The 17759-nt window shown below is 39.3% G+C and carries 19 protein-coding genes; 10 read left to right on the top strand and 9 right to left on the bottom strand.

Going from position 1 to position 17759, the window contains the following annotated elements; translation table 11 throughout:
* Positions 1 to 69: 69 nt before the first annotated feature.
* From spoIID to NST09_RS17115, 3 genes are all read left to right on the top strand, one after another.
* Positions 70 to 1092: a stage II sporulation protein D gene (gene spoIID / locus NST09_RS17125; protein WP_342493151.1), complete on the top strand. Its 1023-nt coding sequence runs from the start codon at positions 70 to 72 to the stop codon at positions 1090 to 1092.
* A 324-nt stretch (positions 1093 to 1416) separates the two neighbouring features.
* A complete protein-coding gene (locus tag NST09_RS17120) occupies positions 1417 to 2115 on the top strand; it encodes a VWA domain-containing protein (protein ID WP_008343379.1) in 699 nt (232 codons plus the stop codon).
* An 81-nt stretch (positions 2116 to 2196) separates the two neighbouring features.
* The gene (locus NST09_RS17115) at positions 2197 to 2871 is read left to right on the top strand and encodes a VWA domain-containing protein (RefSeq protein ID WP_026050166.1); all 675 of its coding nucleotides are present in this window, start codon (positions 2197 to 2199) and stop codon (positions 2869 to 2871) included.
* Between the two features lie 51 nt (positions 2872 to 2922).
* Here the strand turns inward: NST09_RS17115 and NST09_RS17110 are convergent, their stop codons facing one another.
* Both NST09_RS17110 and NST09_RS17105 read right to left on the bottom strand, forming a co-directional pair.
* Positions 2923 to 5271 (bottom strand): FdhF/YdeP family oxidoreductase, encoded by a 2349-nt coding sequence (locus tag NST09_RS17110; protein ID WP_342493150.1) that lies wholly within the window; start codon positions 5269 to 5271, stop codon positions 2923 to 2925.
* An 82-nt stretch (positions 5272 to 5353) separates the two neighbouring features.
* Positions 5354 to 6619 (bottom strand): OFA family MFS transporter, encoded by a 1266-nt coding sequence (locus NST09_RS17105; protein ID WP_008343374.1) that lies wholly within the window; start codon positions 6617 to 6619, stop codon positions 5354 to 5356.
* Between the two features lie 134 nt (positions 6620 to 6753).
* Here NST09_RS17105 and fdhD point away from each other — a divergent pair, with 134 nt between their 5' ends.
* Both fdhD and moaA read left to right on the top strand, forming a co-directional pair.
* A complete protein-coding gene (gene fdhD, locus NST09_RS17100; RefSeq protein ID WP_052320294.1) occupies positions 6754 to 7542 on the top strand; it encodes a formate dehydrogenase accessory sulfurtransferase FdhD in 789 nt (262 codons plus the stop codon).
* Between the two features lie 10 nt (positions 7543 to 7552).
* Entirely contained in the window at positions 7553 to 8560 is a 1008-nt protein-coding gene (moaA, locus tag NST09_RS17095) for a GTP 3',8-cyclase MoaA (protein WP_017360030.1), read from the top strand.
* Positions 8561 to 8814: 254 nt separating this feature from the next.
* Here the strand turns inward: moaA and rpsN are convergent, their stop codons facing one another.
* The 4 genes from rpsN to NST09_RS17075 all read right to left on the bottom strand — a co-directional run bounded on the left by rpsN (position 8815) and on the right by NST09_RS17075 (position 11090).
* Entirely contained in the window at positions 8815 to 9084 is a 270-nt protein-coding gene (gene rpsN, locus NST09_RS17090) for a 30S ribosomal protein S14 (protein ID WP_008343369.1), read from the bottom strand.
* Positions 9085 to 9100: 16 nt separating this feature from the next.
* Positions 9101 to 10297 carry a GTP-binding protein gene (locus tag NST09_RS17085; protein WP_342493149.1) on the bottom strand — a complete coding sequence of 399 codons (1197 nt, stop codon included), beginning with the start codon at positions 10295 to 10297 and terminating at the stop codon, positions 9101 to 9103.
* 80 nt (positions 10298 to 10377) lie between these two features.
* A complete protein-coding gene (rpmG, locus tag NST09_RS17080; RefSeq protein ID WP_003214771.1) occupies positions 10378 to 10527 on the bottom strand; it encodes a 50S ribosomal protein L33 in 150 nt (49 codons plus the stop codon).
* Positions 10528 to 10667: 140 nt separating this feature from the next.
* The gene (locus tag NST09_RS17075; protein WP_058213515.1) at positions 10668 to 11090 is read right to left on the bottom strand and encodes a DUF5362 family protein; all 423 of its coding nucleotides are present in this window, start codon (positions 11088 to 11090) and stop codon (positions 10668 to 10670) included.
* 516 nt (positions 11091 to 11606) lie between these two features.
* Here NST09_RS17075 and NST09_RS17070 point away from each other — a divergent pair.
* The gene (locus NST09_RS17070; protein ID WP_007497596.1) at positions 11607 to 12005 is read left to right on the top strand and encodes a hypothetical protein; all 399 of its coding nucleotides are present in this window, start codon (positions 11607 to 11609) and stop codon (positions 12003 to 12005) included.
* Between the two features lie 48 nt (positions 12006 to 12053).
* Here NST09_RS17070 and NST09_RS17065 read toward each other — a convergent pair whose 3' ends face one another.
* Positions 12054 to 12563 (bottom strand): thiol:disulfide interchange protein, encoded by a 510-nt coding sequence (locus NST09_RS17065; protein ID WP_144683470.1) that lies wholly within the window; start codon positions 12561 to 12563, stop codon positions 12054 to 12056.
* A gap of 98 nt (positions 12564 to 12661) precedes the next feature.
* Here NST09_RS17065 and NST09_RS17060 point away from each other — a divergent pair, with 98 nt between their 5' ends.
* The 3 genes from NST09_RS17060 to NST09_RS17050 are packed head-to-tail and all read left to right on the top strand — an operon-like array spanning position 12662 to position 15559.
* Positions 12662 to 14461 (top strand): ABC transporter ATP-binding protein, encoded by a 1800-nt coding sequence (locus tag NST09_RS17060; RefSeq protein ID WP_060832721.1) that lies wholly within the window; start codon positions 12662 to 12664, stop codon positions 14459 to 14461.
* A gap of 1 nt (position 14462) precedes the next feature.
* Positions 14463 to 15032, top strand: coding sequence for a MauE/DoxX family redox-associated membrane protein (locus NST09_RS17055; RefSeq protein WP_039962976.1), 570 nt, complete (start codon positions 14463 to 14465; stop codon positions 15030 to 15032).
* Positions 15029 to 15559: a thioredoxin family protein gene (locus tag NST09_RS17050; RefSeq protein ID WP_007497592.1), complete on the top strand. Its 531-nt coding sequence runs from the start codon at positions 15029 to 15031 to the stop codon at positions 15557 to 15559. The genes NST09_RS17055 and NST09_RS17050 overlap by 4 nt, the downstream gene beginning before the upstream one ends.
* 236 nt (positions 15560 to 15795) lie before the next feature.
* Here NST09_RS17050 and NST09_RS17045 read toward each other — a convergent pair whose 3' ends face one another.
* Positions 15796 to 16293, bottom strand: coding sequence for a GNAT family N-acetyltransferase (locus NST09_RS17045; protein WP_008343345.1), 498 nt, complete (start codon positions 16291 to 16293; stop codon positions 15796 to 15798).
* A 127-nt stretch (positions 16294 to 16420) separates the two neighbouring features.
* Between NST09_RS17045 and NST09_RS17040 the strand changes: the two genes are divergently transcribed.
* On the top strand, positions 16421 to 17317 hold the full coding sequence (locus tag NST09_RS17040; protein WP_035389779.1) for a M23 family metallopeptidase: 897 nt from the start codon (positions 16421 to 16423) through the stop codon (positions 17315 to 17317).
* 84 nt (positions 17318 to 17401) lie between these two features.
* Here NST09_RS17040 and NST09_RS17035 read toward each other — a convergent pair whose 3' ends face one another.
* Entirely contained in the window at positions 17402 to 17749 is a 348-nt protein-coding gene (locus tag NST09_RS17035; protein WP_007497589.1) for a P-II family nitrogen regulator, read from the bottom strand.
* Between the last annotated feature and the right edge of the window lie 10 nt (positions 17750 to 17759).

The raw sequence follows: 17759 nt of genomic DNA, 5'->3' as shown, positions 1-17759 counted from the left end.
GAAGCTGTCATATTAGCTTGTCCTTGCCCATAGGATAAAAGAGATTCAATGACAAATGGGGGCAGCCAAATGAAACCAATGATATGGACAATCGCAGGAATTTGCATCATCATTTTAATGATTCCAACCTTACTCGTGTTGCCGACGTTCCAAGGAAAACCAGCGGCCAGCCAACACGTAGCAGCAGAACCAACAGTTAAAAAAGAAGTGAAAGGTTCAGTCAAATTGAAACAATCACCCGTCTCCATTCCCGTCTACCGTTCAGCGCATCAGCAGGTAGAAAACATCCCCTTAGAAGAGTATGTGATCGGTGTCGTCGCTTCTGAAATGCCAGCCGATTTTGAAATTGAGGCGCTCAAGGCACAGGCACTCGCCGCTAGAACGTATATCGTCAGACAAATGATCATTGATAAAACCGTCAAATCTCCACAAGGTTCTCTTGTAGATGACACTCAAATGTTCCAAGTGTACAAAAATAAACAGGAACTGAAGAAAATTTGGGGAAAAGCGTACAATTGGAAATTAAAAAAGGTCACAGAAGCTGTCGCCAGTACACAAGGGAAAGTACTGACGTATGACGAAAAACCAATTGATGCTTCCTTCTTTTCAACAAGTAATGGGAAAACCGAAAATGCAGAAGCTTATTGGAAAAATGAAATCCCTTATTTGAAAAGCGTCTCAAGTAAATGGGACGAAAAATCACCCAAATTCCAAAACAAGAAAACCATCACAGTGAGCGAATTTCAGCAAAAACTGGGTGTGACCCTTGGCCAACAGCAGGTGGGAGAAATTGTAGAACGTACACCAGGCAATCAAGTAGCCAAAGCCGTCATTAACGGAAAAACATTGTCGGGTAGAGACATTCGCGAATCACTAGGATTGCACTCTGCGGACTTTACATGGGAACGAAAGGGTCAGCAAATCGTAATTACGACAAAAGGGTATGGCCATGGTGTGGGCATGAGTCAGTATGGTGCACATTATATGGCACAGTCAGGTAAAAAAGTAGAGGCGATCGTGAAACATTATTATCAAGGGATAAAAATTGAATCAGCTGATCGCTTTCTGAACACATATATGGCTAAGAAATAAAAGCAAAGGTGCCTCAAAATGGGGGCATCTTTTTTCATGTGTGAAGAGGTTTGAACAGAATGTGACAAATTGCGACTTAAGGCGCACCTCAGGAAATCTTAAACATTTACATCCCGACAAGAACCGATGGCCGATACAAAGCCCCTCGAAAGAATGAGAAAACGAGGGTGACAAAAGAGTCGTTAGGTGAATATATCTAGACATCTGACAGAATTTTAGTGATTTTGATGAAAGAGAAAAAGGGATCGAGTCCTATACCATTCCAAGACAGAATATTTTACGATTAAGATGTTTCAATCAAATACATAAGGAGGAAGGAAAAGCATGTTGAAAAAAGTATTTACACTCGTAACCTTAGCTGTATTGACATTATCAATGTCAATCTCTTCACCAGTATTTGCAGAAGCAGCATCAGCCAAAAAACATAAGAAAGATGTAAGAGTGACCATCTTACTTGATGCAAGTGGAAGTATGGCAAGAAAAGTGGATGGAGAGCGCAAATTCGATTTAGCAAAACAAGAGGTATTTAAATTTGCTCAGTCTCTTCCGAAAGATGCTAAAATCCGTATGAGTTTGTTTGGGTCTGAAGGAAACAACAAAAACTCAGGTAAAGCTCAATCATGTGAAGTCATTAGAGGCGTTTATGGCGTTCAGCCTTATGAAAAGGATAGTTTCGAAAACTCTCTAAACGGTCTTGGACCAAATGGCTGGACACCGATTGCACGTGCTCTTGAAAGTGCAAAGCAAGCGGATAAGCAGCTTCATAAGGGAACAAAACACATTGTGTACTTAATTACTGATGGTGAAGAAACTTGTGGTGGAGATCCAGTGAAAGTAGCGAAAGAGCTTCATAACTCAAAGGGATCTACTGTAGTCAATGTGATTGGATTAGACTTTAACGATGGCTATGAAGGTCAATTGAAGCAAGTAGCTAAAGCTGGTAAAGGTCATTACTACCAAGCAAGCACTGGGAAAGAAATGGGTTCTATCCTTACAGCAGAATCATTAAAACTACACGAATAACTTGCTGAAGAAAAGGGAAACGATTGATTGATGCTTTCGTTTCTCTTTTTCTGTACAAATGAAAAAAAGGGAGATTTTTTAATGAAAAGAAATATTATATTAACCATTTTAGCGAGTCTTGTTCTGCTTCTTTCTTCACCAGCTCATGCTGTAACGAAAAAGGAGCCTGCTCATGTGGTGATTTTACTTGATTTAAGCGGAAGCATGGCACAATCAGTTGAAGGCGAAAAGAAAATTGATATCGCAAAACGCTCGATCCAAAGTTTCGCAAGTATTTTATCAGAAGATACACAAGTCTTGCTTCGTGTTTTTGGTCATGAAGGAACGAATAAAAATGCAGGAAAAGCCGTTTCTTGTGCAAGTTCCGAAGCAGTTTATGGATTTGGAACATATGAGCAAGCAGCCTTTCAACAAGCGCTGAATGTGTATGGTCCAACAGGCTGGACACCACTTGCCAAAGCATTAACTGATACGAAACAAGATTTTGAAGATCACCAAGCTGAAGGAAAAAATATTGTATATGTTGTCAGCGATGGTGAGGAAACATGTGGCGGAAGCCCATCACAAGCAGCGAAGCAATTACATGAAGAAGGTATTGACACAATCGTCAATATCATTGGCTTCGATGTAAATGAAAAAGAAGCAAAAAGTCTAAAATCTGTTGCCAAAGCTGGTGGTGGACAATATCAACCAGCAGCAAATGCAGAAGAATTAAATCATATTCTTCAAAAAGAAGCGAACTCTTTTGGTCAATAAGATGTGAATAGACAGCTGGGGAGAAACCCCCAGCTGTTTTTTCATAAAGGATCAATTTAAAGTCGTTTCTAATTCATCAATCCGTTTCTCCACGTAGTGCTGATCTTTTCTTGCATGAAAGGTTTCGGCTTTTTCTAATATCGCGGTGGTATTGTATTCTGGAATCTGGGAATAGCTTTCGTAAACTCCTTTTGGTATTAACACGTTTCCTTCAGGCCAATAAACTGCAATATTTCCACGTTTCAGCTCTCCGAATTGAGCAACTCCTTGGTAGGATCCATATTGATTGAAAAGGACAACAGGATCGCCTTCTTGGACGTAAAGCTCTTTCGCATCTTCTTCATTCATCAAGATAGAATGCCGCTTTCCGCCATTAAAGGCATCCTTTTCACTGTAAATCATAGAGTTGAATTGCTTGCCTCGTCTTGTCGTGATATTGAAATACCCCTCAGTTTTTCGATATTGGGGCAGCTGTGCTGGGAGCAGGTGTCCTTTTCCATCCGGTGTTGGACACACCCCATCTTCGCAAAGCCATGCGCCACCCCATTGAAAGACATCCCCTTTATGACGCAAATGCTGGATCCCATCATAGTTCCGATTTGCGATGGCAATCTCACGACGAATGTCTTCAGCATGGTCAAAATGAATCAGCTTCGCATCTTCTGGACGAACCCTTTTTGCTAGGTCAATATAAATGTCCCATTCAGCTCTGGCTTCTTCAATGCGTGGCCCTTCAATTTCCGGACTGAAATACACCATGCGTTCCGTACTGGTTGATGTACCGCCGCCTGGCTGTTCATATCTTGTCATTGCAGGCAGAACAATCACAGTCTCTTCTGCTTCTACCAGTGTAGAGGTGTTCAAAATAATATCTTGATGGACACGGAGTTCAAGCTCGGATAGTGCTTTTTCAATCGCTTCAGGATTTGGCATTGTTTCTAAAAAGTTTCCACCGCTAGTAAACAGCATCTTCAGCTTTTGCGGGTGTTCTTTTGGAAGAGCCATTTTTTCAAATGATTGCCCAATCGTGTCACCATGCCATTTTGGAATATCAAATCCCCATATCTTCTCGATTCTTTTAATATTCTCTTCATCAAAATCACTGCCGGGCAATACGAATGGATCGGCACCCATTTCGCCTGAACCTTGGACACCGCTATGGCCACGAATAGGCATAACGCCACAATGTTTTCTGCCAATAAATCCGCGTAACATGGCAAGGTTTGCGACTTGTGATATATTATCAGTTGCAAAACGATGCTGAGTGAGACCCATACTCCAAATAAACACGCCTGAATTGGCATTGGCAAGCAGTACAGCGAATTCCTTCATTCTTTCTTTAGATAAGCCTGACGATGCTTCGAGATCCGCCCATTTTAACTGAGCGACATGCTGCTTTACATCTTTTATGCCGGTTGTATGCGCTTGGATAAATTCATGGTCAAGAGCGGAATGAGGCGCTTGCTCTTCCATTTCAAACCAATGTTTGATGACACCATTCATAAACGCAATATCGCCGCCTATATTGACTTGATAAAAATCATCCGCTATTTTTGTGCCGAATAAAGCACTTTCTGGGATAGAAGGGACCCAATATTTTTCCATTGCAGGCTCTTTATATGGATTGATGACAATGATCTTGGTTCCTTTCTTTTTAGCGGCGTACATATATTTAGTGGAAACCGGCTGGTTGTTTGCTGCAACAGAGCCCCAAAAAATCAATACATCTGTTCCAATCCAATCACTGTAATTACAGCTGGATGCACCTATACCAAGGGAGCGTTTAAGAGCGGTTTTGCTTGGTGAATGGCAAATACGAGAAGCATTATCGATATGATTTGTTCCAATATATCGCGCAGCTTTCGCCGCAGTATAGTACACTTCATTCGTAATCCCTCTAGCTGTTAAATAGAAAGCAAGCTGACGTTTATCAATCGATTTGATTTTAGCGGCGATTTGATCTAATGCACCATCCCAAGAAATGCGTGTAAAGGCATTCTCACCTTTTTTTCGAATCAGAGGATAAGGAATACGCCCAAGTTTTCGAAGAGACGTGCTATCCATTTGTTTGAGCCGCTCAATATCTTCGAACCATTTTGGATCAATAGCTGGCATTGTGTTAAGCCGTAGCACATTCAGTCTTGTTGTGCATATATGGGGTCCTGCTAGTGTTTGATCGTATAAACCTGATACACCAAGAGCACAGCCGTCACAAACGCCCTGAGTCAATATACGGTACGCATAGGGGAGGTTATCTTTGTTCTCCCATGCCACTTTCATTGTGTCTCGAATGTGTTTCGGTTTTACTTTTCCAAGCCCCATAGGAGCAAAAGAGGCCCATAGCTTTGGTGAGGGTTTTTTGTTGAGTTTAATAGGCCCCTTGTGTTTTGTTTTTCCCATGATATCGTCACCCTCCTATTACTTTGTAAAGCGTTTTCATATCTAAAAATTACCTGTAGATTGTCATTCTGTCAAATTCATATTAAGAGCGGACCGTGACAGAAGAAGGAGCAGTAAGATTTGATTCACGAAGTTGTTTAATATCCTTCCGAATGAGAAGAGATATGATAAACGCAATGAAAAATAGGCCAGAGAAGACCATGAGACTTTGTGTGTAATTGCCTGTAATGTCACGAATAAAGGAGGAAAATAAAGGTCCTGCTAAACCAGCAGCGGCCCAAGCGGTGAGAATATAACCGTGTATGGCACCTAGCTGCTTCGTACCAAATAAATCTCCTATATAGGCTGGAATTGAAGCAAACCCTCCTCCGTAGCACGTATAAATGATCGCCATCACGATTGAAAAGATGAGCGGATCTTTTAAGTAGGGAAGTAAGGGAAAAGCAATGAGCTGTATAGTAAAGAAAATCGTATACGTATTTGGCCTTCCAATATAATCAGAGAAAGACGCCCATCCGATCCGTCCTAGCCCATTAAAGGCACCTAAAATTCCAACAAGAGTAGCTGCTGCACCGGCCGTGAAACCAACACTTTCTTGAGCAAGCGGTGATGCTACAGAAATAATGGCAATTCCGCATGTGATATTAATAAAGAGCATGACCCACAAATAATAAAAACGCCGTGTTTTAATGGCTTCATTTGCTGTGAGCTGTGATAAATCTTGAGGAATTTTCCTTTGGCTTGTTTTTAGCACGTTAAATTGTTTGACATCATCAGGTGTTGGTGGTGATAAATAAAGAGATGAAACGACCATGATGATAAAATAAGAGATTCCGAGAATATAGAAGGTATTTGCAATATCAACTTTTTCAATGAGAAATTGAATAATGGGACTGCAAATCAGAGAAGCAAATCCAAAACCCATAATGGCTAAACCCGTTGCGAGTCCTCTTCGATCTGGAAACCATTTGACTAATGTTGAAACTGGTGCAATATAGCCTACACCTAATCCGATTCCAGCGAGTACACCATAAAATAAATAGAGGAGAGGTAATGAAGACATGTGAACAGCAAACCCTGATCCAGTCATCCCAATGCCGAAGAAAATAGCTGAGAAGAGCCCTGATGCCCTCGGCCCATACTTTTCAACGAAATGCCCCATAAAGGCAGCTGATAAACCTAAAAATAAAATAGCGATGCTAAATGTCAGGCTTATTTCTGTTAATGACCATTGAAAGGTTTGATGTAAAGGATTCGTAAAAACACTCCATGCATAAACAGATCCGATAGATAAATGAATCCCCACAGCACTTGTAGCGATAAGCCAACGGTTTTTTGTTTTGTTCATTGTGTTCCCTCCATATAAAGCAAACAAAAAGTTTGATAAGATAGAAATATGTTACATTTTTATGACTTTTTAAAATAATATCACAATTCGTCTGGTTCATATAACTAAATTTGTGTTGAAAGGAAGATCAGATCATGAATCCTTCTGTTAAAACGAAACGACGCATACACCAATATCGCAGAGGTCAAATGACATGTAAAACAGATGAAGTTGTAGAAGAATTCCCTTTAACCGTGCTGGTGAATAGTGAAGAGTTTGTCACACTCGTTTGTTCACCGGATCATTTGAAAGAATTGGTGATCGGTTTTTTAGCTTCAGAAGGAGTCATTCGATTTGAAAAAGAGATTAAAAGGTTTACAATAGATGAAAGTATGGGTTTTGCATATGTTGACTTACATCACTCAACTCAGTTCCAATCCTCAGATTTTACAAAACGAGTGATCGGATCTTGCTGTGGGAAAGGAAGACATTTTTATTTTCTCCAAGATGTGAAGACGGCAAAAACAGCCATTGACCGAATCAGTATTTCTGCTGAAACTTGTATTCATTTAATGAAATGTTTACAGGAGGAAAGTCAGTTATTTCAACATACTGGTGGTGTCCATAATGCTGGACTGTGTGATACAGAAAAGCTATTCATCACTAGGACGGATATAGGACGGCATAATGCGTTGGATAAAATCTATGGATATTGTTTACTTCATAAAATCCCACTGAGAGATAAAATCCTTGTATTTAGCGGCCGGATATCGTCTGAAGTTCTGTTGAAGGCAGCAAAATTAGGAGTATCAATCGTCATATCAAAATCAGCTCCTACTGAGTTAGCACTTAAAATGGCAGAAGAATTAAATATAACAACAGTTGGATTCGTAAGAGGAGAATCTTTTAATATCTATACTCATTATCAGCGTATTACAGAATAGGAGGCTAAGTATGGTCAGTATTTTGGATAAAAGACATCGACCATTGCGCGATTTAAGAATATCCGTAACAGATCGCTGTAATTTTAGATGTACGTACTGTATGCCTGCTGAAATCTTTGGACCAGATTATCCTTTTTTAGATAAAGAAGAGCTGCTTAGCTTTGAGGAAATTGAACGACTTGCTGCGCTTTTTGCAAAGGAATTAGGTGTGGTGAAATTACGTATTACGGGTGGTGAACCTTTAATGCGTAAAGATTTGCCCGTTTTGATAGAAAAACTCGCAAAAATTCCAGGTATTGAAGACATCGCGATGACAACCAATGGAACGCTGTTACCGTTGTACGCAGATAAGCTAAAGAAAGCAGGTCTGAATAGAGTCACCATTAGTTTAGATTCTTTAAATCCAGATCGTTTTAAGCAGATGAATGGAAGACACATTTCTATCCAAAAAGTATTTGATGGGATAGAGGCTGCAAAAAAAGCTGGACTTGCTATTAAGATCAATATGGTTGTCCAAAAAGGTGTGAATGATCAAGATATCTTACCAATGGCAGCCTATTTTAAAAAAGAAGGACACATTCTACGATTTATTGAATTCATGGATGTTGGCAATACGAACAAATGGAATCTCAAGCATGTATTGACGAAAAAAGAGATTATGGAGCTAATTCATTCAAAATACCCTATCAAACCAGAACCCCCTCGATATCAAGGTGAAGTAGCCAAGCGTTATTTTTATGAGGATGGGTCAGGAGAGATTGGCATTATTTCTTCCGTTTCAGATGCTTTTTGTGGATCGTGTAATAGAGCTAGACTATCTGCACGTGGCGAATTATTCACCTGTCTTTTTGCATCATCGGGTTTTGATCTGAGACGATTCATCCGTAATTCAGAAAATGATGAATATCTAGTGAACATATTGAAGGAACTTTGGTCAAACAGACAGGATCAATATTCAGCTGAGAGAGAGCAAAAGAAAGATCAGAAAAAAGTTGAGATGTCCTACATCGGCGGGTAATGACAACAAAGTATCATGATCATCGATTTTTGAAAAGAAGAGAAAATGCTATAATCACTGTTGAAAATCTTCTTTTAACATCAGGACAATCTTTCCTATAAGCTCATCCCCATAAAAAAACAGCAGAGATTCTGCTGTTTTTTTAAAATGCTATTTTGTACCTCAAAATTGACGGAGTAAGGATGAAAAAAAGATTTTTATTCATTTTGTCCTGCTTTACATTTACAGGAACTATGCTAAGATCAAATCAATTTTTACCAACTCGATTTTTTCACTCCTGGAATCTGTCCTTTATAGGCAAGCTCACGAAAAGCAATTCGAGACATTTTAAATTTTCTCAAGTAACCTCTAGGACGGCCAGTTAATTCACAGCGGTTTTTTAAGCGAGTGGGTGAAGAGTCTCTAGGTAGTTTCTGCAAAGCTTCATAGTCACCTTTTTCTTTTAGCTCTTTCCTTAATTGTGCATATTTCAAAACGAGCTGCTGCCGCTTTTTTTCTTTTGCTATTTTTGATTTCTTTGCCATTTAAAACCCTCCTGGTTTAAGTGTGTATGTTCCATTGAAAGGGGTCTTCAAACGTTGTCCAATCTTGATCAAATTCTTCAGGTGTGAGTAAGCATTGATCTAGTGTACGAATAATATCTGCTTTAGGTAAATCTACACCGATAAAGACAATTTTTGTATGTCGATCACCAAACTCTGCATCCCACTCATCTAAAATTTCTGGTTCCTGATTTAAGATCCGTGATCGTTCTTGCTCAGGCAAGGCAGCAATCCAGTATGCGATTGGTTCAATTGCAACAGATTTTCCGGCTTGTGAAATTAAAATGGTTAAATCATGATGTGTCGCTAGCCATGTAAATCCTTTCGCTCGAACAATCTGCTCTGGCATTTGATCTAACCATGCATTCAGTCTGCCAGTATGAAAAGGAAGCCTTCTTTCATAAACAAAAGATGAGATTTGGTATTCTTCTGTTTCAGGCGTATGCTGAGAGTGTCCAGCATTAATTTCTTTGATCCAGCCCGCAGAAGCACTAGATTTTTCAAAATCGAATAAACCAGTATTCAAAATATCACTAGGCTGTACGTTACCTTTAGAGGTTCTAATAATGGCTGCTTCTGGTTGAAGTTTGGTTAACACGTGCTCAAGCCGATCTAGTTCTGATGCTGATACAAGATCACATTTATTGATAATGAGCACATCACAAAATTCAATTTGATCAATAAGTAAATCGGAAATCTCTCGTTCATCATCATCTGAAACTGCTTCTTTACGATCCAATAAACTTTCTCCTGACTGGAAATCTGTCCAGAAACGGTTTGCATCTACCACCGTTACCATCGTGTCTAATCTGCAAAAACGTGTCAAATCTATGCCCATTTCTTCATCAATGTAAGAGAAAGTTTGAGCGACAGGAATTGGTTCACTAATACCTGTAGATTCAATGACAATATAATCGATATTCCCAGCCTTACAAAGGCGTTCTACTTCAATTAATAAATCTTCTCTCAATGTGCAACAAATACAACCATTAGATAGTTCAACCAGTTTCTCATCTGATCGAGAGAGTTCTCCGCCTTGCTTAACTAATTCTGCATCAATATTTATTTCGCTCATGTCATTGACAATAACAGCTACTTTTAGCCCTTTACGATTCTGTAGAACATGATTTAATATCGTGGTTTTTCCAGCTCCTAAAAAGCCGCTTAGAACTGTGACAGGTATTCTCTTATCCATTTGGTTTAGTCCTTTTGAACATAATCATTTTGTATGCCGCCTCGCTTAAATAGTAATTGTTACGATTTGAATCCCAAAAATTATTTTGTTTCCCGATGAAGGGTGTATTTCTTTAATCGTGGAGAATATTTTTTTAACTCCAATCTGTCTGGGTTCGTTCGTTTATTTTTTGTAGTGATATAGTTTCTGTCACCTGTTTCTGTACAGGCTAAGGTGATTTTCACGCGCATAAGTGCTATAACCCTCCTTTATTCCGTAATGATTACGATTTGTATTTTAAAATGATAAAGGCTGATTGTCAAGTTTAGTATCAAGGCTATGCCAACTCAAATAAAAAAGGGGTATCGCATTTTATTGATACCCCTTTCTATTAATAAAAGTCACCAAGTTCTTCTTCGTAATAATCTTCGTACTGTTGGACATCGGTAGGAAGCTCTTGGAGAAAGGCTAGCCCGCCTAGTATAAACATCAAAACGATAGCGATGAATGAGAGAATAACTGCGGCAATACTTGAAATGGCAAAAAGTGTCTGCATTTTCATCATCTTAGCATATTGTTCCAATAATTCTTCGTAAGAAGTATCAGACGCTTGAATCAATTGTTCAGCTGCTTTCACGGATTTTTGGACATGAATTCCCATCATAATCAGAAAAACGCCAATGGCAGCAGGAAGAACAAGCCAAAATCCACTGAGGATGGATAGACCACCTGAAATATAAAGAAAGATGCTCCCAACCTTTCCCCACTTTGTTATTGAATGAAGAGATTGAATGATTTTCTCAGTTTGTTGCAATTGTGTTCACTCCTTTATGTATTCACTCTATATCATACCTGAGCAAGTAGTACTTTAGGAAGAGTGAATTGACCTTATTTCTATCTTTTATTTACTTTTTATGGATAAATAAATTATTTTCGAATAAGAAAAAAGTAACAATTACTACAATTATAATCGAAAAATTTTGTCATAAATAAGAAAAGTAGTTTGAAGTAATTAGAAAATTTATCAAAATATGTTGTTAGTTGTCTATCAATTGGTTATTATTGTATTGTATTACCATAAAAATTGGAAGGTGGAATTCATATGTTAGATCGAATTTTAAACAAAATGACCAATGTTCAACCTGCAGCTGCTAGATGTATTTTGCAAAGATTGGTAACTTCTTGCCAATCAGCACCAACTTGTTTCCTTCAAGGCGTTGGAACTTTCCGTTACTATGTGGATCGTGACACAGGTGAGATTTGTACTAGCCAAGAACGCGTTAAATGTGGCTGCTAAATTTAAGTATCTTATTTATTAGGGTGTGAACGCATGAGCATAACTCCAATTTCATTAGTAACAAATGCTATGCAGACGTCAAATAAGCGTCAAGCTGGCCATACATCAAATTCTTTTTTGACCCAAGCAGCGCAAATTGTTCAAGGCGACCATTCTCCAGAAGAGAGAAAGGCGTTATTTCAACAACTGACTTTAGTTCAGCAAGGAAAAGATTTAGAGCTTCATGTTTCTAAATTAAAGGAACTAGAGAAAGAGGTTCAAAAAGAGGGGTCTTCTTCCGTTACTGTGAATCAGCACGGTGATCAAGTTGACATTTCAAATGAAGCTCGCAGTGAGTTTGAACAAGCTGAGGAACAAACATCCGCTTCAAGCGAAGCTAATGAAATCGCTGCAGAGGAAAAAGGGAAGGATGTTCAGCCAAATTCACAATAATAAAAAATGAGGCATGTGTTTGATGCTCTTCACATGCCTCATTTATCTTTAGTTTGCAGCTAGTCTTGAATAAAGACCGTCTGGAAAAGGTGCTGCATATGAGATGGTATCATTGTCTTCTACCATGATGTAGAACGGAAACTCCTGAATTTGGAATGCGTTTATCAATTGTTCGTCTACCGGAATAATTCGCAAGTTTGTTTCGTTATCACGATATAATTCTTGGTCCTTTTTTTGCCCGTTTTTCAACAAAATACTCAATGAAACGTTTAGTTTACGCTGCTTTTTTGTTTCTAGGAATTGTTCGAGTGATGGAATGCAGTGCGGACATGCTGTGTCAGTGAAGATCAGTAATTGTTGTGTACGATTTGTTTGCAGCAGATCATTCATGTGAATGGGTGATGGCTGTTCGAGAAGTGGATGCGCAAGTTTCTGCCCCACGTGTTTTATAGGTAAAATGATAAGCTGCATCTGTTGTTTTAAATAGATGATAATTCCAGCCGTTAATAGAAGACTGCAAATCATAAGAGCGAGCTGTATAAGAAAAATTGAATTCATCGTATATCGTCCTCTCAAAGTGAAGTTACGCAAAGCTATCATATTACAAATATCAAAAATATGTCAATTATACTAAATGTTGTAAGGTGGAGCATCTCATGAGTACAGTGAACCATTGTTTATATGCAATCTCCTATACTTGGAAAAAAAGTCGTTCTTATCTTCTTTTAACTTTGTTCATTCAAGTGATCGTTGGTTTTATGCCTTTGGCTAGTGTCTGGATTATTCAAACTTTGATTAATGAAATTATTTTATTTATGACGTCTTCAGGTGACATCCAAAAGGTTTTGTGGTTATTTGGACTGCAAATGGTCATTGTGATTTTAGGATATGGACTTCAATTCATTCTTCAGCTTAGTCAACAGAAAGCGACAAATCTGATTGGTCTGCATTTGAAAGGTGAATTGCTTCAAAAAGCGATAAGACTGCCGTTTATTACGTTTGAGCACCCGTCCTTTTACAATGAAAGTCAACGTGTGATGAACAGTCATCAGCATGTTCTCAGTATGGTGAGAAGTATTTTTACAATGATGAGCGCGTTGATTACTGTTGTATCACTTCTTATTTATATGATCGGTATTCATTGGGGCTTAGCGGTCATATTGTTCTTGTTTACCTTGCCTGTATTATGGATTGAACTTTTCTTTGGAGGCGCACGTTATCGATTAAATCGTTTGTTAACGGCTAATGATCGAAGAGAAATGTATGTATCTGATCTCGTCGCACAGCGAGATTCTTTAAAGGAAGTTCGTTTATATGGAATAGGGAATTATCTTCTTCAAAAGTGGAGAGGTCACTACGTTAAAAGTGCAGATGAAAAATATAATTTGCTGAAACGCCAAGTGCGCTGGGAGATGGCAGGCGGGTTGCTCATGACATTGGCCTATGTGTGCTGTGGTTTATTGATTGTCTTTCTTATTTTTCAAAAAAAATTAGCTGCGGGTACGTTTGTTGCAGTGCTACAAGCTGTACAAAACATTCAAAGTGGGTTTCAAGATTTAACGAGGGAATGTTCTAGTTTATATGAAACGAGTCTATATGTTGATGAAATGAGAGCTTTTCTAAAGAGAGAAGAGGAAATGCATGAACAGACGGAAGAGGCAGCGTCGCTTCAGGGAATTGAGCATATCCAGTCCATTACATTAGACAATCTCTCTTTTACTTATCCGAATATGAAAAAACCAGCGATTGAGCATATTCATTTTCATATGAATAAAGGTGAACGAATTGCATTAGTAGGAGATAATGGGTCCGGTAAAACCACTTTAATCAAATGTTTAACCGGCTTATACGATCCAGATCAACAGAATATGCACAAAGTCAATGGAGAGGATATTTCCACCATCCATAAAAAGACCTATCATGCGAGAATGGCTGTTCTTTTTCAAGATTTTATGAAGTACGAATTCACTGTGAGAGAAAACATAGGGTTTGGCCGTATTGATGATATAGAAGAGGAAGAGCGGTTGATTTCAGCCGCCCGTCAAGCAGGTATAGAGAAAAGAATTAATGAAATGGAAGACACATATGATGCGCAGCTAGGTCGCTTTTTTGAAGAGGGACATGAATTGTCTGGCGGACAATGGCAAAAGCTTGCGATGGCGAGAACCTTCTTTAGAGAAAGTGATTTTATTATTTTAGATGAACCGACCTCTGCTCTCGATCCATTGTCGGAGATCTCACTCATTCGAAAGTTGTTCGATCATACGCAGGATCAAGGTGTTTTGTTTATTACACATCGTATGGGAGCGGCCCGCTTAGCAGACCGTATCATCGTCATGAAAGATGGTGCTTTCATTGAAGAGGGCAACCATGATGAACTGATGGCGTTACAGGGAGAATACAGAAGGCTATACGAGGCACAATCTCAACTATTTCAACAAAAGGAGATGGTGTAAGGTGAGTGTCTTTTATTTCATAGGTGTCTATTTACTAGGAATCATTTTTGCGGGTGCATGGCTCGATAAAGCAAGGAAACAGAAGGCACATGTCCAGCAGATCAATGCTTATCGGCTGCTGCCGCCTTCTTTCGCGGCACCTATGTTTTATTTATTTTTGTTGATTGAATTGGTTTGTACGGTTCATTTGTTTATATGGAACATGTCTGTCCTGCCTGCAATTGGCCTTACAGCCCTGTTATGTATTTATACTGGAGCGGTTACGTTCAATTTAATGAGGGGGCATCGTGATATTTCGTGCGGTTGTGGAGGGTTACTGGAAAACGATCGCCTGCATTGGGGGATTGTGATTCGCAATCTGCTGATGCTTACTCTTGTGGCAGGGTTATTTTATGTACATCCTAGTGTTGAAATGATTTCATTGCGGTTGAAAATGATTTGTTTTCTCATTGCAGCGGCTGTCTGTTTGATCATAGCGGTCAGCCAAGAAATTGTGCTATTGAAGCGAAAGTGGATCGACTCATTCCAGATTGCAGATGGATCAATTATAGAAGGAGATAAAATGAAATGACAGATATTTTATTAATCATTGTGTTATTAATTGTCATTGCCCAGCTGGCTGTCGTGTTTTTGCTTGCCCGTTTTATCGGGAGATTTATGAATAAAATAAAATCTCTTGATGGAATTGAATTGAAGGAAGCGGATATTGGTGACCCGGCTCCGTTATTTCGCAGTTATTCGCATGTAGGTGAAAAGGTGATCTTGAAGGAGTATTTGCAAAATGGGCGAGCTGTGATGCTGTTATTTGTGAATTCTACTTGTATGACTTGTAAAAGTATTTTGTCTGATGTGCAGCCTCAAACTTCACATGATGATGCTCATGTGATTGTTATTAATGGAGATGAACAAGCCGATGATGCCTCGCTTCTTCAATTGCTGCCGGAGCAAGCTGTTTATATGCGCTCATCACAAATTATGGAGTTGTATGGAGTAACAGTTGTTCCGCAAGCGCTTCTGATTGATGAACATGGTATCATTCTGAAAAGAAAATCGCTTCAAAATGCGAAGCAATTTGAGCAGTTGGTGCATGCTTCATAAAAAAAGCGTCTCTTTCTTCAAGAGACGCTCCAGCGTGTAGACAAACCCTCGCATTCTTTGTCAGTCCTGCGTGCTGGTGCTCACGAATGTGAAATTCGCTCCGCGCCAGTACTCGTCCTTCCTCGGGCTGCAAAGGTTTTCTATCACGCTGAAAAGAAAACAAAGGGCTAAAATCAAGTTCATTTTAGCCCTTTGTCAACAATCTAAAGCGTCTCTTTCTTCAAGAGACGCTCAGTTTATAATTCTTTTCCTAAAATATCTAAGTCGTACCGATTGCCGTCCATTTCTGCGATGCGTGGCAAATGTCCCCAAGTCTCAAATCCGTGCTTCTTAAATAATTTGATGCTGGCTTCGTTGTGGCCGAAAATAAAGGCAAGTAACGTTCGGATGCCTAATGAGGGTGCCAATTCGAGCGCCTCTTGTAAGAACAGTGACCCTAAACCTTTTCCTCGATAGTTTTGGTTCAAGTAAATACTCATTTCAACCGTACCGTTGTATGCAGGTCTGCCGTAAAACGTTTCAAAACTGAGCCAGCCGTAGATATTTCCTTCCTCATCTGTTTTCACATAGAGAGGACGTTTCTCTGAATGATTCAAAAACCACTGACGGCGGTCTTCTACTGTAACAGGTTCTGTATCGGCCGTTACTTCTCTTGAAGCAATCGTTGAATTGTAGATATCGACGATTTCTTTGAGGTCATCTTCTGTTGCCATGCGGTTGAAAGTTTTCACCATATGTACCCCCATCTTTTTTCATTCATCATACATATTATTGATGCGATTGCGCAAAATAAAAAGAAAAATGATTTCGTGTGTATATATTTTTTGAAAAGTGTTCAGAATGTTGCTGAGGTGATGAAAAATGAGAGAGGAAGAAAAGAAACGTACTTCCAAAATCACAAAAGTTCAGCAATTTTTCCGTAAGCGCTGGGTATTCCCTGCTATTTACTTGGTCAGCGCAGCGGTCGTGTTAACAGCCGTTCTTTGGTATCAAGCTGTATCGAAAGATGTGAAAGACCAACTATCTGATGGAAATCAAACAGGACAAGAACAGCGTGATGATGCCGTTGAAGTTGGAAAGCCAATTGAAAATGTCGCTATGCCGGTCCAGAATTCTGAGAATGTTTCTGTCGTGAAAAAGTTCTATGAAGCAGATGCTGATCAAAAAGAAAAAGAAGCAGCACTTGTAAACTATAATAACACCTATACCTTAAGCAAAGGTATTGATCTTGCAGATAAAGATGGCAAAGTGTTTGATGTCACAGCTGCTCTTAGTGGAACAGTCGTTCAGGCGAAAAAAGATCCAGTTCTCGGTCACGTTGTTGAAATTGAACATGAAGATGGATTGTCTACTGTGTATCAATCGTTGTCTCAAGTGAGTGTAAAAGAAGGCGATGAAGTAAAGCAGAATGATGTCATCGGTGCTTCTGGTAAGAATCTATATGGTGCTGAAAGCGGCAACCATGTTCACTTTGAAATTCGTATGGAAGGTTTAGCGCTTAATCCGCTTAGCTTCATTGATAAGCCTGTTTCTTCCATTGAAAAAGCAGCGCAAGAAGTGACGGAAGAAGCAAAAGAACCTGCTCAGCCAAAAGCTGATGACAAAATGAAGGAACCTGCTGCTGACGATAAGGCAAAAGAGCCGGCTGAAGAAAAATCTGAAGATAAGTCTGATGAGAAGGGGAAATCCTCTGATCAAGAAAAGTCTTCAGATTCCTCTAAAGACCGCAGTCAGTCAGAAGAAACAAAACAATCTTAATGTCATGTCAGATCCTCTGTGTAGATAAATGCACAGAGGTTTTTTTCTGTCTTTAAAAAACCTCCGCCATATGGCGGAGGGATGCTATAAGGCGGCAGGTCCTTCTTCACCTGTCCGAATGTTGATTGTATTTTCTATCTCATATATAAAAATCTTCCCATCCCCTGGTTCTCCTGTACGAAGTACCTTTTGAGCCGTTTCCACGACCTGTTCAACAGGTACTTTGCTTAAGACGATTTCGATCTTTAAACGTTCGTACACATTGCTTTCCTTTTTGACGCCACGGTATAGTTCCGTATGTCCCTTTTGTAATCCGCAGCCGTGCACATTGGAAAAGGTAATCGAGGTGACACCAATCTTTCCAAGCTCCACCTTTAATGTTTCAAAATTAGCTGGACGTGTGACAATCTCCACTTTATACATTTTGCTCATAGAGACACCC

Source organism: Bacillus sp. FSL W7-1346, from assembly GCF_038593335.1.
Lineage (GTDB): Bacteria > Bacillota > Bacilli > Bacillales > Bacillaceae > Bacillus > Bacillus altitudinis.
Note: the sequence above shows the minus strand (reverse complement) of the source record. Positions and strands in the feature narration are given on the sequence as shown.

Coding starts and splice junctions, on each gene's coding strand:
- NST09_RS17035 (WP_007497589.1), bottom strand. CDS start 17,749: ATGAGCAAAATGTATAAAGTGGAGATTGTCACACGTCCAGCTAATTTT.
- NST09_RS17040 (WP_035389779.1), top strand. CDS start 16,421: ATGAGAGAGGAAGAAAAGAAACGTACTTCCAAAATCACAAAAGTTCAG.
- NST09_RS17115 (WP_026050166.1), top strand. CDS start 2,197: ATGAAAAGAAATATTATATTAACCATTTTAGCGAGTCTTGTTCTGCTT.
- NST09_RS17065 (WP_144683470.1), bottom strand. CDS start 12,563: ATGAATTCAATTTTTCTTATACAGCTCGCTCTTATGATTTGCAGTCTT.
- NST09_RS17110 (WP_342493150.1), bottom strand. CDS start 5,271: ATGGGAAAAACAAAACACAAGGGGCCTATTAAACTCAACAAAAAACCC.
- NST09_RS17045 (WP_008343345.1), bottom strand. CDS start 16,293: ATGGTGAAAACTTTCAACCGCATGGCAACAGAAGATGACCTCAAAGAA.
- NST09_RS17085 (WP_342493149.1), bottom strand. CDS start 10,297: ATGGATAAGAGAATACCTGTCACAGTTCTAAGCGGCTTTTTAGGAGCT.
- NST09_RS17120 (WP_008343379.1), top strand. CDS start 1,417: ATGTTGAAAAAAGTATTTACACTCGTAACCTTAGCTGTATTGACATTA.
- rpmG (WP_003214771.1), bottom strand. CDS start 10,527: ATGCGCGTGAAAATCACCTTAGCCTGTACAGAAACAGGTGACAGAAAC.
- fdhD (WP_052320294.1), top strand. CDS start 6,754: ATGAATCCTTCTGTTAAAACGAAACGACGCATACACCAATATCGCAGA.
- NST09_RS17105 (WP_008343374.1), bottom strand. CDS start 6,619: ATGAACAAAACAAAAAACCGTTGGCTTATCGCTACAAGTGCTGTGGGG.
- NST09_RS17050 (WP_007497592.1), top strand. CDS start 15,029: ATGACAGATATTTTATTAATCATTGTGTTATTAATTGTCATTGCCCAG.
- NST09_RS17070 (WP_007497596.1), top strand. CDS start 11,607: ATGAGCATAACTCCAATTTCATTAGTAACAAATGCTATGCAGACGTCA.
- rpsN (WP_008343369.1), bottom strand. CDS start 9,084: ATGGCAAAGAAATCAAAAATAGCAAAAGAAAAAAAGCGGCAGCAGCTC.
- moaA (WP_017360030.1), top strand. CDS start 7,553: ATGGTCAGTATTTTGGATAAAAGACATCGACCATTGCGCGATTTAAGA.
- NST09_RS17060 (WP_060832721.1), top strand. CDS start 12,662: ATGAGTACAGTGAACCATTGTTTATATGCAATCTCCTATACTTGGAAA.
- spoIID (WP_342493151.1), top strand. CDS start 70: ATGAAACCAATGATATGGACAATCGCAGGAATTTGCATCATCATTTTA.